Annotated in this window: 13 protein-coding genes; 8 read left to right on the top strand and 5 right to left on the bottom strand. The window is 73.5% G+C overall.

Annotated elements, in window-relative coordinates; all coding sequences use genetic code 11:
• Positions 1-8 precede the first annotated feature (8 nt).
• From HD595_RS25970 to HD595_RS25960, 3 genes are all read left to right on the top strand, one after another.
• Positions 9-263: a hypothetical protein gene (locus HD595_RS25970; RefSeq protein ID WP_253773339.1), complete on the top strand. Its 255-nt coding sequence runs from the start codon at positions 9-11 to the stop codon at positions 261-263.
• Between the two features lie 2 nt (positions 264-265).
• A complete protein-coding gene (locus tag HD595_RS25965; protein WP_253773337.1) occupies positions 266-1,357 on the top strand; it encodes an SDR family oxidoreductase in 1,092 nt (363 codons plus the stop codon).
• Positions 1,358-1,442: 85 nt separating this feature from the next.
• Positions 1,443-3,269 (top strand): transketolase, encoded by a 1,827-nt coding sequence (locus HD595_RS25960; RefSeq protein WP_253773335.1) that lies wholly within the window; start codon positions 1,443-1,445, stop codon positions 3,267-3,269.
• Between the two features lie 93 nt (positions 3,270-3,362).
• Here HD595_RS25960 and HD595_RS25955 read toward each other — a convergent pair whose 3' ends face one another.
• A complete protein-coding gene (locus tag HD595_RS25955; protein ID WP_253773333.1) occupies positions 3,363-3,749 on the bottom strand; it encodes a ChaB family protein in 387 nt (128 codons plus the stop codon).
• A gap of 53 nt (positions 3,750-3,802) precedes the next feature.
• On the bottom strand, positions 3,803-4,084 hold the full coding sequence (locus HD595_RS25950) for a hypothetical protein (RefSeq protein ID WP_175593838.1): 282 nt from the start codon (positions 4,082-4,084) through the stop codon (positions 3,803-3,805).
• 70 nt (positions 4,085-4,154) lie between these two features.
• Here HD595_RS25950 and HD595_RS25945 point away from each other — a divergent pair, with 70 nt between their 5' ends.
• Both HD595_RS25945 and HD595_RS25940 read left to right on the top strand, forming a co-directional pair.
• Positions 4,155-4,628, top strand: coding sequence for a shikimate kinase (locus tag HD595_RS25945; protein ID WP_253773331.1), 474 nt, complete (start codon positions 4,155-4,157; stop codon positions 4,626-4,628).
• Between the two features lie 189 nt (positions 4,629-4,817).
• Positions 4,818-6,746: a protein kinase domain-containing protein gene (locus HD595_RS25940; RefSeq protein ID WP_253773329.1), complete on the top strand. Its 1,929-nt coding sequence runs from the start codon at positions 4,818-4,820 to the stop codon at positions 6,744-6,746.
• 4 nt (positions 6,747-6,750) lie between these two features.
• Here HD595_RS25940 and HD595_RS25935 read toward each other — a convergent pair whose 3' ends face one another.
• From HD595_RS25935 to HD595_RS25925, 3 genes are all read right to left on the bottom strand, one after another.
• Entirely contained in the window at positions 6,751-8,655 is a 1,905-nt protein-coding gene (locus HD595_RS25935; protein ID WP_253773327.1) for a hypothetical protein, read from the bottom strand.
• A gap of 96 nt (positions 8,656-8,751) precedes the next feature.
• Positions 8,752-10,101, bottom strand: coding sequence for a 6-phospho-beta-glucosidase (locus HD595_RS25930; protein WP_253773325.1), 1,350 nt, complete (start codon positions 10,099-10,101; stop codon positions 8,752-8,754).
• Between the two features lie 34 nt (positions 10,102-10,135).
• Positions 10,136-10,894, bottom strand: coding sequence for a DeoR/GlpR family DNA-binding transcription regulator (locus HD595_RS25925; RefSeq protein WP_253773323.1), 759 nt, complete (start codon positions 10,892-10,894; stop codon positions 10,136-10,138).
• 132 nt (positions 10,895-11,026) lie between these two features.
• Between HD595_RS25925 and HD595_RS25920 the strand changes: the two genes are divergently transcribed.
• The 3 genes from HD595_RS25920 to HD595_RS25910 are packed head-to-tail and all read left to right on the top strand — an operon-like array spanning position 11,027 to position 14,488.
• Entirely contained in the window at positions 11,027-12,217 is a 1,191-nt protein-coding gene (locus tag HD595_RS25920) for a carbohydrate kinase family protein (protein WP_253773321.1), read from the top strand.
• 4 nt (positions 12,218-12,221) lie between these two features.
• Positions 12,222-13,607, top strand: coding sequence for an extracellular solute-binding protein (locus tag HD595_RS25915; RefSeq protein WP_253773319.1), 1,386 nt, complete (start codon positions 12,222-12,224; stop codon positions 13,605-13,607).
• Positions 13,608-13,609: 2 nt separating this feature from the next.
• On the top strand, positions 13,610-14,488 hold the full coding sequence (locus tag HD595_RS25910) for a carbohydrate ABC transporter permease (protein ID WP_253773317.1): 879 nt from the start codon (positions 13,610-13,612) through the stop codon (positions 14,486-14,488).
• Positions 14,489-14,523 lie beyond the last annotated feature (35 nt).

The raw sequence follows: 14,523 nt of genomic DNA, 5'->3' as shown, positions 1-14,523 counted from the left end.
GAGGACCCATGTCTGAGAACAACCAGTGGGAGGAACGCTCGGCGACGGGCAAACCCATGGTGCCGGCGACGCCGAGAGACGTGGTCCACATCAGGGCGGGGTCGTTCATCCTCGTCTTCTGTTTCGCGATGGCGGTGCTGGGCCTGATCGGGCATTTCCCGGTGCTGACGGGCATCGCGGTCGTCGTCGCCGTGGTCACGGTCATCGACATGGTGCTCGCCGTACGGCGGCAGAAGCGCAGGAACGTGGGAGAGGCAGGGTGAGCATGACTCCGCAGCGAACCGACGTGAGCTCCGGGACCCCGACGGGGTCCCTCGCCGGGGCCGTCGCCGAGACGGCCGAGGGGCTGCGCCCCCACGACCTGCGCGGCAAGGTGGTCGTGGTGACCGGCGCCAGCGGCGGCGTGGGCCGGGCCGTGGTCCGTGAGCTGGGCGCGAAGGGCGCGAAGGTCGCGCTCATCGCCCGCGGCACGACCGGGCTCGGCGCCGCCGCCGTGGACGTGGGCGTGGCCGGCGGCAGCGGGAAGGTGTTCGAGGCCGACGTGGCCGACTACGAGCAGCTCCGGCGGGCGGCCGAGCAGGTCGAGGCCGACATGGGCCCGATCGACGTGTGGATCAACGTGGCGTTCTCGTCGGTCTTCGCCAAGTTCACCGACATCACCCCCGAGGAGTTCGAGCGCACCACCGCCGTCACCTACCTCGGCTACGTGTGGGGCACCCGCGTCGCCCTCGACCTGATGCGGCCCAGGGGCCGGGGCACGATCGTGCAGACCGGCTCTGCCCTGTCGTACCGCGGCATCCCGTTGCAGTCGGCGTACTGCGGCGCCAAGCACGCCGTCAAGGGCTTCACCGAGTCGGTGCGCACCGAGCTGATGAGCGAGGGCAGCGACATCAGGATCACCATGGTGCAGCTCCCCGCGGTCAACACGCCGCAGTTCGACTGGGTGCTGTCCAAGCTGCGCCGCCACCCGCAGCCGGTGCCGCCCATCTACCAGCCCGAGGTCGCCGCGAACGGCATCGTCTACGCGGCCGAGCACCCGGAGCGCAAGGAGTACTGGGTCGGCTCGACCACCGCCGCGACGCTCGTCGCGCAGCGGATCGCCCCGGCCCTGGTGGACCGCTACCTGGCTCGTACGGGAACGAAGTCCCAGGTCACGGACGACAAGACGCCGACCGGCGTGGCCAACCTGTGGGAGCCGGCCGACGAGGACCAGGACTACGGCGCCCACGGCAGCTTCGACGGGCGCTCGCACGCGCGCAGCCCGCAGCTCTGGCTGTCCCAGCACCGCCGGCCGGTCCTGCTCGGCCTCGCGGCGGGGGCCGCCGCGGCCGTGGCGCTCCTGCGGCGCTCGCGCTGACCGGTCAGGGCCTCCGCGAGCGCGCGCCCCCGCGTTAAGCGGCCGAGAAGGGGTAGGCGGCGGACGACCAGAGGAGGCCTTGACCATGCCCGAACGCGACCTGCACTACCTGACCGAACTGGCCGGCCAGCTGCGCGTGGACTCCGTGCGCAGCTCGGCCGCCGCGGGATCGGGCCATCCCACCTCGTCGATGTCGGCCGCGGACCTGATGGCGGTGCTGTTCGCCTGTCACCTGCGCTACGACTTCGAGCACCCCGACAACCCGGCCAACGACCATCTGATCTTCTCCAAGGGGCACGCCTCGCCGCTGTTGTACGCCCTGTTCAAGGCGGCGGGCGCCATCACCGACGAGGAGCTGCTGTCCTTCAGGAAGCGGGGCAGCCGGCTGGAGGGGCACCCGACCCCGCGCCTGCCCTGGGTGGACGTGGCGACCGGGTCGCTGGGGCAGGGGCTGCCGGTCGGCGTGGGCATGGCGATGGCCGGGCGGCTGGAGCGCCTGCCGTACCGGGTGTGGGTGCTGTGCGGTGACAGCGAGCTGGCCGAGGGCTCCGTGTGGGAGGCCGCCGAGCACGCCGGCGACGAGGGACTGGCCAACCTGACGCTCATCGTGGACGTGAACCGGCTCGGCCAGCGCGGTCCCACCCGGCACGGCTGGGACACCGGGGCGTACGCGCGCAGGTTCGGCGCGTTCGGCTGGCACACCGTCGAGATCGACGGCCACGACCCCGGGCAGATCGACTTCGCGCTGGGCGACGCGTGCAACACCCGCAGGCGGCCCACCGTCATCCTGGCCAAGACCCGCAAGGGCGAGGGCGTCGTCGAGGTGGAGAACCGCGAGGGCGCCCACGGCAAGGCGCTGAAGGACCCGGACACGGCCGTCGCCGAGCTGGGCGGCGTGCGCACCCTCACCGTGGACGTTCACCGGCCGGAGTTCATGCCGCAGCCGTACCGGTTCGACGACGGTCCGCTGACGCTGCCCGAGTACGAGCCGGGCACCCGCGTCGCCACCCGCACCGGGTACGGCGAGGCGCTGGCCGCCCTCGGCGCGGCCCGCGGCGACGTGGTCGCGCTGGACGGCGAGGTGGCCGACTCCACCAAGACCCAGGAGTTCGCCAAGGCGTTCCCCGACCGCTTCTTCGAGCTGTACATCGCCGAGCAGCAGCTCGTCGCCGCCGCCGTCGGCATGCAGGCGCGCGGCTTCGTGCCGTACGCGGCGACGTTCGCGGCGTTCCTGACCCGGGCGCACGACTTCATCCGGATGGCCGCCGTGAGCCAGGCGTCGATCAGGCTCGTCGGCTCGCACGCGGGCGTGGCGATCGGCGAGGACGGCCCCTCCCAGATGGGGCTGGAGGACCTGGCGATGCTGCGCTCCGTGTACGGCAGCACGGTGCTCTACCCCTGCGACGCCAACCAGGCGGCGGCCCTGACCGCCGAGATGGCCGGCATCTCCGGCGTGTCCTACCTGCGGACGACCCGCGGCGACACGCCCGTCATCTACAAGCCCGGCGAGCGCTTCCCCGTGGGCGGCTCGCGGGTGCTGCGCCACACGCCGGCCGACCGGGCCACGATCGTCGCCGCCGGGGTGACCGTGCACGAGGCGCTGGCGGCGGCCGACGAGCTGGCCGCCGGCGGCATCCCCGTGGGCGTCATCGACCTCTACTCCGTCAAGCCCGTCGACAAGGCCGCCCTGACCGCCGCCGCCACCACGACCGGCAACCTCATCACCGTCGAGGACCACCGGCCGGAGGGCGGGCTCGGCGACGCGGTGACGGACGCGGTGAGCGAGCTGGGGCCGCGGGTGGTGAAGCTGGCCGTGCGGGGGCTGCCGGGCTCGGCCACGCCGGCGGAGCAGCTCGCCGACGCCCGCATCGACCGGCGCGCCATCGTCGAGGCGGTCAAGCGCCTGCTCTGAAGTCTCCGCCTGCTCTGAAGTCTCGATGAAGACGCCGGGGCGCAGACGAAGGCCCGCCGGGCGAGCCTGGCGGGCCTGACGAGCTCGGACGGACTAACCGCGGGCCTTGGCGGTGGCCCGGCGGTTGGCCTTCTTGATGGCGTCGACCAGCTCCTGCTTGGTCATCTTCGACCGGCCGGTGACGCCGAGCTGGGAAGCCACCTTCTGCAGGTGCTCCTTGCTGGCGTTGGCGTCCACGCCCTCGGCCGTGCGGCCGGAGCGGTCCTTGGCGCCCTGGTCCGAGGGTCCCTTCCCGGACTTGGGCTCCCAGTGGTCGCCGACCTTCTCGAACGAGTGCTTCAGCGCCGCGAAGGCCGTCATGTGGGCGCGGCGTCCCTCGCCGTACGTCTGCACGGCCGAGTCGTGCGCCTTCATCCACGTGTCCTGCGCCTTCTTGGGCGAGCGCCGGATCGTCGACGGCAGTTCGTCCTTGGCGGGCATGTCGGTTCACCTCCTGCGATGGCTTCGTCCCACGCGTGGCGTCGTGGTGGGGGTTACAGCGGGGGCTCGTCGTAGCGGCGGCGCTCCTCGTACACGGTGGTGCGGCGCGCCTCGGGCTCCTCGTAGATCTCGTGGCGGGTCACCGGCTCGTCGATCGGGCCGACCGCCCGGCGGGTCACCTGGATCCGGTAGATGCCGAACAGGAGCCCGATCAGACCGCCGAGCATGAGGATGACGCCGACGACGTTGATGTCGAGACCGGCGAGGTCGAACTCGACGGCCCAGGTGAGGATCGCGCCAAGCATGATGAGGATGATGCTTCCGGCGATGGTCATTAGTACCTCCTTGACAAGAGGAACCTCTATCCACATGGCAAAAAACAAACCAGTAGTGATGGTCGGGCTTATGGGCGCGGGCAAGACGTCCGCGGGACGCCTCATCAGCAAGGCCCTTGACCTGCCGCTGAGCGACAGCGACCCGTTCCTGCGCGAGCGGTACGGAGCCACGGCGGCGCAGATCGCGGCGAGCGAGGGCGCGGACGTGCTGCACCGGCGGGAGGCCGAGCACGTCCTGGCCGAGCTCGCCGGCCCGCCCAAGGTGATCACCGCGGCGGCCAGCGCCGTCGAGGACCCCCGGGTGCGGGAGGCGCTGCGCGGGGCGTTCGTGGTGTGGGTGGACGCGCCCGACGCGGTCCTGGCCCAGCGGATGCGTTCCGGCGCCCACCGGCCCGACTTCGCGCCGTCGGTGATGCGGGCGCGGCGCGAGCCGTTCTTCCGCGAGGTGGCCGACATCACCTTCGACGTGAGCACGGCGACGCCCGAGGAGGTGGCCGAGGGCACGCTGCGGGCGCTGGGATCAGCCGCGCGTGACGGCGGCTGACCACGGTGTGGCCGTCCCCGTCCGGGACGCTGGCATAATGATCATGACGCACGGGTCCTCCGAGGCGCGCGGAGGGCCTGTGACGTCCCCTTCTCCACCCGGTGCCCCCACCGAACCGGCACCCGGCCGCGGAACACCCCGAACGGGCACAACCAAACCCGCCCCGGCCGCATCTAAGCATCAGTGACGATGCGCTTGGTGCCGGGCGACCCCACGAGTCTCGGCGGCTACTGGCTGGCCGGACGGCTGGGTGCCGGCGGGCGGGGCGTGGTCTACGACGCCTACGACGACGAAGGACGCCGCTTCGCGGTCAAGGTGCCCCGGGGCGAGGTCGACGGCCAGCTCTCCGACGCCGTGTGGCGGGTCTCGCCGCGGCATCTGGCCCGGGTGGTGGGCGTCGGGATGGACGGCGCGGTGCCGTACATCGTGAGCGAGTTCGTCGAGGGGCCCGACCTGCGGGAGGCGGTGCAGCGGCACGGGCCGTACGCCGGCGGGGAGCTGGCCGCGCTGGCGGCGGGCATGGCGGCGGCGCTGCGCACCCTGCACGCCGTGGGGATCGCCCATCGCGACCTGCGGCCCGAGAACGTGCTGCTCTCCCCCGACGGGCCCACCGTGATCGACGCCGGTGTGACGGTCCCGGGCGCGGTCGGCACCTGCACGTACCTGGCGCCCGAGGTCTTCACCGGGCGGCGGCCGGGGCCGGAGGCGGACGTGTTCGCCTGGGGCGGGGTGATGCTGTTCGCCGCCACGGGGCACGACCCGTTCCGCGGGGAGAGCCTGGGCGGCGTGATGCACCGGCTGCTGGCCGTGGACCCCGACCTGGACGCGCTGCCGGAGCCGCTGCGCTCCCTGGTCGGGCGTGCCCTGGCCAAGGACCCGGCGGACCGCCCGTCGTCGGAGGAGCTCCTGGGGGACTTCCCGGAGCCGCCGTACACGCTGGGGGCGCCCGAGGGGCTGGCGGGGCCGCCGTCGCTGGGCGAGGTGGCCGAGCGGGTCTACGCGTCGCTGACGCCGCTCCAGCGGGACGAGGCTCCCGTGCTGCTGCTGCGCCTGATCGACGGGGACACCGTGTGCCGCGACGAGCACGGGGTGCTCGACCGGCTCACCGAGGCCGGGCTGCTCGTGCGGCCGAGCGTGGCGGTGCGGCCCGTCCCGGCCGAGGCGGGGACGCTCGTGGCCGTCAGCGGCGAACGCGTCGAGCCGGCCAGCGCCGCGCTCGCCCGCGCCTGGCCCCGCTTACGCGCCTGGGACGCCGAACGCGGCCCCGCGCCGGGCGCCCCTGCCACAAGGGACGCGGCCGTGGCGGACAACCGCGGCGGCCCGGCCGTCTCATCGGACCGTCCCGCCGTCTCCCCGGACCGTCCCGCCGTCTCCCCGGACCGTCCTGCCGTCTCCCCGGGCCGTCCGCTCGGCGACGGGCCGTCCAGGACGGGCGAGAGGCGCGGCCCCGGCCCCGCGGCGCTGCCCGGCCTCACCGCGTCGCGCGACCTCACCGCCTCCCCCGGCCTCACCGCGTCGCCCGACCTCACCGCGTCGTACGTCGCCCACCGGGCCATGCTCGCCGACCTGGGCCGCCTGACCGAGCTCCTGCCCGAGGCCGGAGCCGTCTCCGCCGCCCGGGAGGCCGCGACCCGCTGGTACACCAGGTCGCTGCTGTCGGCCATCCACCATCACGTCCACGGGGACGAGGCCCTGTGGCCGCTCGTCGCCCGCGCCGCGGGCGACGCCTTCGACCTGTCCCCCTACGCCGGCGGGCACGAGGCGCTCGGCCCGCTGATGGAGCGCTGCCGCGCGGCCGTGGACGGCGATCTGGCCCGCCTCGGACGCGAGCTGAAGCCGGTGCTCGACCTCCTCGCCGAGCACATCGCCGGTGAGGAGGCCGAACTGTTCCCGATCATCACGGAACGGGTGCCGCCCGCGGCCTGGGCGCGCGCCGAGAGGCGGGTCGCCGGTCAGGTCCCTGTGCGGCAGATGGCGTTCCGGGTGCCGTGGCTGGACCGGCACGCCACCGGCGAGGAGACCGAGCGGATCCTGGCCGGGTCGGGCCGCTCGTCCAGGATGTTCCTGGCGCTGACCCGGCCCGGCTACCGGCGCCGCGAGCGGCTGGCCTTCGGCTGACCGGCTAGTTCTTGCAGGTGACCGGGTAGGGCTCCTCGGCGGACGGCTTGTTGTGGTTCAGCACCTCCAGGCGGACCGTCCCGCCGGTCTTCGTGGTCCGGTGCCAGTACGCCGACTGCACCTGGAGCAGGCCGCCCGCCTCGACGGTGGCCGTGTGCTCGGAGTCCGGCCGGCCGTCGATGACCCACCGCCAGGTGATCGCGGTTCCGGGAGCCGCCCGGAACGCGCCGTGAGCGGTCACGTACGGCGCCTCGACGCAGTCGCCGAAGTAGGGCGTGGTGGTGATCGAGACGAGGTCCACCGTGCCGGGCGCGGGGTTCTTGGGCACGCAGGTCCAGGTGTAGGGGTTCTCCTTGACGATCCTGTTGTGGTTCAGCACCTCCAGGCGGACGACGCCGGACCCGCTCGCGGTGGCCCTGCTGTACCAGACGTCGCTGATCGTCTGCTGGACGCCCGGCTTGAGCAGCTCGGTCCTGGTGTCGCCGGGCTTGCCGTCCACGACGAAGCGGTACCTGACCTCGGCCTCGCGGTCCGTGGACAGGAGGGCCCTCGCGTGCAGCGGGAAGGAGCCGTCGCAGACGCCCTTGTACTGGGACGTCAGCACGTACTTCAGCTTCAGGTCGGCGGCGCCCGGGTCGGCGCCGCAGGTGAAGGTGAACGCGCGTGTGCCGGTGGCCGTGGCGCCCTCGGCGAGGAGGGCGAGCGTGTGGGCGCCGGTGTCGGTGGAGCCGAGACTCCATCCGGCGCTGACCTCCTGCGAACGCGGCTGGGCGCTCGCCGGGAAGTCGACGCTCTGGCGCTGCCACGCCGTGCCGTCGAGCGTCCACCAGTACGTGACCTGCTGCGCCGCGCCCGCGGGCAGGGTGACGCGACCGGCCGCCTGGTAGGCCACGGGCTCGGCGCAGGAGCCCTCGTAGTCTCCGGGGGTGACCGCGGTGATCTGCGTCGCCGGGCGCTGGGCGGGCGGCTGGGTCGGCGTCGTCGTCGTGGTGGGCGTCGACGTGGGAGTGGTCGAGGGCGTCGAGGTGGGAGTGGTCGAGGGGGTCGAGGTGGGAGTGGTCGAGGGGGTCGATGTGGGCGTGGTGGAGGGGGTCGGCGACGGGCCGGTCGGCGGGGTGCGCCGGCAGGTCACCCGGTAGGCGGCGCGGGCCGAGTCGTGGCCGTTCGGGCCGAGCAGGTGGACGGCCTTCCAGCCGCCGGTGGAGGAGCCCACGCTCAGCGGGAGGACGACCTGCCGGACACGCGGGCCGCCCGCGGCGAACGTGAGCGTCTGCGGACGGCCCTCGCCCGTGGCGGAGTCGATCCACTGGTACGACACGCTGGCCGGGGTGCGCGACACCTGGACGGTGGCGGTGAAGACGACGTTCGTGGGGCAGGCGCCCGTGTAGGACGCCGGGCGGACGTCCACGTCGGCCGCCGCGACCAGCGGCCGGTCCGGCTCGGCCGGCAGCGGGGTGGCGACGTCGTAGACCTTGACCGGTCCGGCGCAGGTGACGCTGAAGCGGGCCTTGCCGGACAGCCCGCGCCGGCCGAGGATCTCGACGGCCTGCCATCCGGACGCGGTGCGGTCGAAGGTCTGGCGGTCCTTGACGACGACGCTGCGCCTGCCGGCGACGCGGAAGCTCTTGACGGCCCCCTTGCTCCCGTCGCCGCGCACCCACCGGTAGCGGACGGTGCCCCGGCCCTTGGCCGCCACGACGGCGGAGAAGGCGACGGTGGTGGGGCAGGCGATCGACTGCCGGGCGGGGACGGCCTTGACCTTGGCCACGGCGGTCGTGACGAGCGGCGCGGCGGCGGAGGCTCCTCCGGCCCGCTGCGCCGCCGTGACGGGGCCGGGCGCGGCGGTGGCGGGTGTGGCCAGCAGCCCGCTGAGCATGACCACGCCCAGCAGCAACGCTGTCCGTTTCATCAGGGCTCACTTTCTCTGTCGGAAAGGGAGCCATCATGAGGGACGCGTCTTGGAGGCCACTTGTGGCTCTCTTGTGACGCGTCCCCCTGCCGCCCGCTAGAGCAGGCCGCCGTCCAGCACCTCGGCGAGCTGCGGGACGCGGGCCCGGTAGCCGTCGAGCAGCCTGCGGGCCGTGCTCACCGAGTCGACCAGCGGGTGCAGCGCGAACGCCTCGACCGCCAGCCGCGACGAGCCCGACAGGGCGGCCTCGATGGCCGTCTGCTCCACCGCCTTCACCTGCTGGACCAGCCCGAGGAAGCGGCCGGGCAGCGGCCGGGTGGCCAGCGGCCTGACCCCCGAGCCGTCCACCGCGCACGGGATCTCGACCACCGCGTCCGCGGGCAGCCCGGGCACGGCCGCGCCGTTGCGCACGTTGAGGATCATGCTGGTGGGCTCGCCGCGGGCGATGGCCGCCATGAGCGCGAGCGCGATGCCCTCGTACCCGCCCGCCTCCAGGTCGGCGGCGTCGCGCTCGCCGGCCTCGGTGACGTCGCGGGCCTCGGCCATGTACGACTCGTCGCGCTCCCTGCGCGCCCTCGTCCACTCGGCCAGCGCCTGGCCGGGCCGCTCGCGGACCGCCGCGTAGAAGCGGTCCTGCTGGCCGAGCAGCGACTCGCCGCGGGTGCGGCCCGAGGTCGCGGCGATGGCCTCGCGGGTGAAGTAGTAGTAGTACAGGTACTCGTTGGGCAGCGCGCCCAGGGTGCGCACCCAGTCGGCGCCGAAGATCCGCGCCTCCTCCACCTGCCGCAGCGCCCCGTCGTCGGCGAGCAGCTCGGGCAGCACGTCGCGGCCCTGGTGCGACAGCCCGCGCAGCCAGCCGAGGTGGTTGAGCCCCACGTAGTCGGGCGACACGCGGGCCGGGTCGAGCCCGAGGGCGGAGGCGGCCCGCCGGACCAGGCCGATCGGCGAGTCGCAGATGCCGATCACCCGCTCGCCCAGCACCCGGCGCATGGCCTCGGTGACCATGCCGGCGGGGTTGGTGAAGTTGATGACCCACGCGCCGGGGGCGAGGGCGGCGATCCGCTCGGCCACGCGCACCGCGACCGGGATCGTGCGCAGGCCGTAGGCGACGCCGCCCGGCCCGGTGGTCTCCTGGCCGAGCACCCCGAGGTCGAGTGCGACCCGCTCGTCGGCGGTGCGGCCGGCCAGGCCGCCGACCCGGATCGCGGAGAAGACGAAGTCGGCCCCGCGCAGCGCGGTGTCGAGGTCGGTGGTGACGCGCACCACGGGAGGGTCGTCGTGGCCCGCGGCGAGCTGCTCAAGGACGTGGCCGATGGCCTCCAGCCGCTCGGGCGACACGTCGTACAGCACCACCTCCTCCACGCGGGGCTTGGCGGCGTCGCGCAGCAGCGCGCCGTACACCAGCGGGACCCGGAAGCCCCCGCCTCCCAGAACGGCCAGTCTCATCCGATCTCCTCACCGCCGGACCTCGCTCCGGCGCTCACGCGAGCAGGACCTCGACGCCGGCGTCCGCGCAGGCGCGCAGCGTGGACGCGTCGGCGCCCTCGTTCGTGACGAGCACGTCGATGTCCTCGGGACCGCACACCCGCAGGGCGCCCGTCCCGGGGAACTTGTGCCGGTCCACGAGCAGGACCACCTGGCCCGCGGCGGCGATCATGGCGCGCTTCAGCGGCACCTCGGCGAGCGTCGTGTCGACGAGCTGGCCGTCCGCGCGGACCCCGCTCGCCCCCAGGAACACCCGGTCGGCGCAGACCTGCCCGAGCGCCTCCTCGGTGAGCACGCCCACCAGCGAGTGGTACGGCCGGCGCAGCATGCCGCCGAGCAGCAGCAGCTCGACCACCGGGTCGTCGCGCAGCACGTCGAGGACGGCGAGGCTGGAGGTGACCACGGTGACGCGGCGACCGCGCAGGCGGCAGGCCAGCCGCATGGTGGTCGTGCCGATGTCGAGCAGGACGACGTCGCCGTCGCCGACGAGCCGCGCGGCGCGCGCCGCCACGGCCTCCTTGTCCTGCTCGTCCACGCCCGCCACCTCGGCGAAGGGCCGGTCGGTGTCGGCGTCGGCGCCGGCCAGGGCGCCGCCGCGCACACGCCTGAGCGTGCCGTCGCGGTCGAGCACCTCCAGGTCGCGGCGGATGGTGGACGGGCTCACGCCCAACTGGGCCGCCAGGTCACGGACGCTGGTCGCCCCCGAGAGCCGGACTCGGCGCATGATCTCCGCATGCCTGAGGTGCTGGAGCACGATCGGATTCTAACAGTCAAACGCGCGCATGAACGAGCATCTTCTACCAATTGCTCACACGAAACACTTGATGTCCGCGAGTAAACGTGCAAGATTGCGCACATCTCGTACTGTCGAGGAGGTCTCTTACCCGTGTCTGCCCAGGCCTACGACCCTCTCGCCGATCTGCGAAGCCCCGAGGCCCCGCAGTTCGACGTCTTCCTCGCGGGCACCGTGTTCCTCGACATCGTGTTCACCGGTCTGCCCGCCATGCCCGCCGCCGGCACCGAGACGTGGGCCGATGGCATGGGCTCCTGCCCCGGGGGCATCGCCAACCTCGCCATCGCCACCAGCCGGCTGGGCCTGCGCACGTCGCTGGCCGCCGCGTTCGGCGACGACGACTACGGCGACTTCTGCTGGCGCACGCTGGCCGAGCAGGAAGCCGTGGACCTGTCCAAGTCGCGGCGCTTCGACCAGTGGCACACGCCGGTGACGGTCTCCATGGCCGTCGACCGCGACCGGAGCATGGTGACCCACGGCCATCCCGCGCCCATGTCGGCCTCGGAGATGATCGGCAAACCGCCCCGGTCCCGGGCGGTGATCGTGACGCTCTCCACGGAGGAGCCGCTCGGCGCGCCGCCCGGCGCCACGTGCAACTGGGCCGAGCTGGCCCAGCGCGACGGCGCCATGATCTTCGCCGACGTGGGCTGGGACCCGTCGGGCGCCTGGTCGCCCTCGGTGCTCGACCAGCTCGCCGTCTGCCACGCGTTCATGCCGAACGCGGTCGAGGCGATGGCCTACACCGGCACCGACAACCCGCGCGACGCCCTCTACGTCCTCGCCGACAAGGTGCCGCTGGCCGTCGTCACCGACGGCCCGAACGGCGCCATGGCCATCGACTCGACGACCGGCGAGGAGGCGTACGTGCCCGCCCCCCGGGTGCGCGCGCTGGACCCGACCGGCGCGGGCGACGTCTTCGGCGCGGGCATCGTGCTCGGCACGCTGTCCGGGTGGCCGCTGGCCGACCGGCTGGCCTTCGCCGGGGTGTGCGCCGGGCTGGCCGTCCAGCAGTTCGGCGGGTCGCTGGCCGCGCCGGGCTGGGGCGACATCGCCGACTGGTGGCACGAGGTGCGCGGCGCGGCCGGGCGGGGCGGCGCCTACGGCGACTCGCTGGCCCGCCGCTACGCCTTCCTCGACCGGCTCGTGCCGACCGTGCCGGTGGGCGCGGTGCGCCGGGCCGCCGCCACGATCGCCCGGCACGCCGACCTTGAGCCGCCCGCCCCGGCGGTCCCCACCGAGCCCGAGGTACCGGCCGCGCAGCGCGTGCCCGCCCAGAAGGAGTAACACCATGATCATGGGCCGTAGCCCCCGCGGTCCGCGGACGTTCGCCGTGCTCGCCGCCGGCGTCCTGGCCCTCGCCGCCACCGCGTGCGCGCCCGGGTCGTCGGCCCCGCCCGCGCCCTCCCCGGCGAAGACCGCCGCCTCGGCGGTGCGCACCGACGCCGCCTCCCTCGGCGACGTGACGCTCACCGTCTGGGACCAGGAGGTGCGGGGCGGTCAGGCCGCCCAGATGAAGCAGCTCAACGCCGCGTTCGAGGCCAAGTACCCCAACATCAAACTCAAGCGCGTGTCGCGCTCGTTCGACGACCTCAACACCACGCTGCGCCTGGCGCTGAGCGGCAACGAGCCGCCGGACGTGGTGGAGGCCAACAACGGGCGCTCGTCGATGGGCCAGTTCGTCAAGGCCGGCCAGCTCCTGCCGCTGGACGCCTACGCCGAGGCGTACGGCTGGAAGACCCGCTACCCCGACACGGTGCTGCGCTACTCCCGCTACAGCGCCGACGGCAAGGTGTTCGGCGAGGGCAACCTGTACGGCCTGCCCCAGGTCGGCGAGGTCGTCGGCGTCTTCTACAACCGGGCGAAACTCACCAAGCTCGGCCTCGAACCGCCGAAGACGTGGGCCGACTTCCAGGCGGCGCTGGAGAAGGCCAAGGCCGGGGGCGAGGTGCCGATGCAGCTCGGCAACCTCGACAAGTGGCCCGCCATCCACGTGTTCGGCACCGTGCAGGGCCGCCACGTGCCCGCCGAGCAGATCTCCACGCTCGCCTTCGGCCGCAAGGGCGCCTCCTGGACCACGCCCGAGAACGTCAAGGCCGCCGAGGAACTGGTCGGCTGGGTGGACAAGGGCTACTTCGAGCCGGGCTTCAACGGGCAGGGCTACGACCCGGCCTGGCAGGCGTTCGGCAAGGGGAAGGGCGTCTTCCTCATCGCGGGCACCTGGCTGCTGGCCGACCTGGAGAAGGCGCTCGGCAAGGACCTCGGGTTCATGCTGCCGCCCGGCGCCGCGGCCGGCGCCCCGCCCGTCACGACCGGCGGCACCGGCCTGCCGTTCGCGATCACGGCGAAGAGCCCGCACCCCGACGCGGCGGCGGCCTACATCGACTTCATCACCAACGCCGACGCCATGAAGGTGCTCACCTCCACCGGCAACCTGCCGGTCGCCGACACGGCGCAGCAGTCCGTGCAGGCCGGGCCGCAGCAGGACGTCTTCACCGCGTTCGGCGCCGCGACCAAGGACGACGGGCTGGTGCCGTACCTCGACTACGCCACCCCGACCTTCGCCGACACGCTCGGCGCGGCGCTGCAGGACCTGCTGGCCAAGAAGGCCACGCCGAAGGAGTTCCTGGACACGCTGGAGAAGGACTACAAGACCTTCGCCGAGAGCAACGGGTGAGCATGGGCCGACCTCCGGGGGAGCCCGGCCGCGTCGCCTACCTGTACCTGCTGCCGGCGTTCGTCGTCTACGCGGTGTTCCTGCTCTACCCCATCGGCCGCGCGGTGCAGATCTCCCTCTACGACTGGGACGGTCTCACCCTCGGCCGGTGGGCGGGCCTGGACAACTACACCGCGATCCTGTCGGACGAGCGGCTGCGGGCGGGTTTCGGCCACGCGCTGGTGCTCATCGTGTTCTACGCGGTGATCCCGCTGGCGATCGGGCTGACGCTGGCGGCGATCCTCAACCACGCCAAGGTGCGCGGGCTCGGGTTCTTCCGGACCGTGGTGTTCCTGCCGCAGGTGGTGGCCATGGTCGTGGTGGCCGTCGCCTGGCGGCGCGTGTACGCGCCCGACGGCACCCTGAACGCGCTGCTCGGCGCGCTCGGCCTCGACGGGCTCACCCGGGGCTGGCTGGGCGACCACACGTTCGCGCTGCCGGCGGTCGGCGTCGTGGGCACCTGGTTCGAGAGCGGCCTGGTGACCGTGCTGCTGCTGGCCGGGATGAGCCGCGTGCCGATGGAGCTGTACGAGGCGGCCCGGCTCGACGGGGCCGGCGCGGTCAGGGAGTTCTTCGCGGTCACGCTGCCGTCGGTGCGCGGGGAGATCGCGGTCGCGCTCACGCTGACCGTGATCGCCGCGTTACGGACGTTCGACCTGGTGTACGTCACCACGCGCGGCGGGCCCGGCGACTCGACGTCGGTGCCGTCGTTCGAGGTCTACCACCGGGCCTTCGGGCTGGGCCAGGTCGGCTCGGCGGCGGCGATCGGAGTGACGCTGACCGTGGTCATCTTCGCGATCTCGTTCGCGATCAACCGGCTGGCCGACAAGGGGACGACGTGAGCACGGCTGTCCCCGGCCGGTCCCAGAGGAGGATG

The organism is Nonomuraea roseoviolacea subsp. carminata, assembly GCF_024172185.1.
In the GTDB taxonomy this organism is placed as follows: domain Bacteria; phylum Actinomycetota; class Actinomycetes; order Streptosporangiales; family Streptosporangiaceae; genus Nonomuraea; species Nonomuraea roseoviolacea.
Note: the sequence above shows the minus strand (reverse complement) of the source record. Positions and strands in the feature narration are given on the sequence as shown.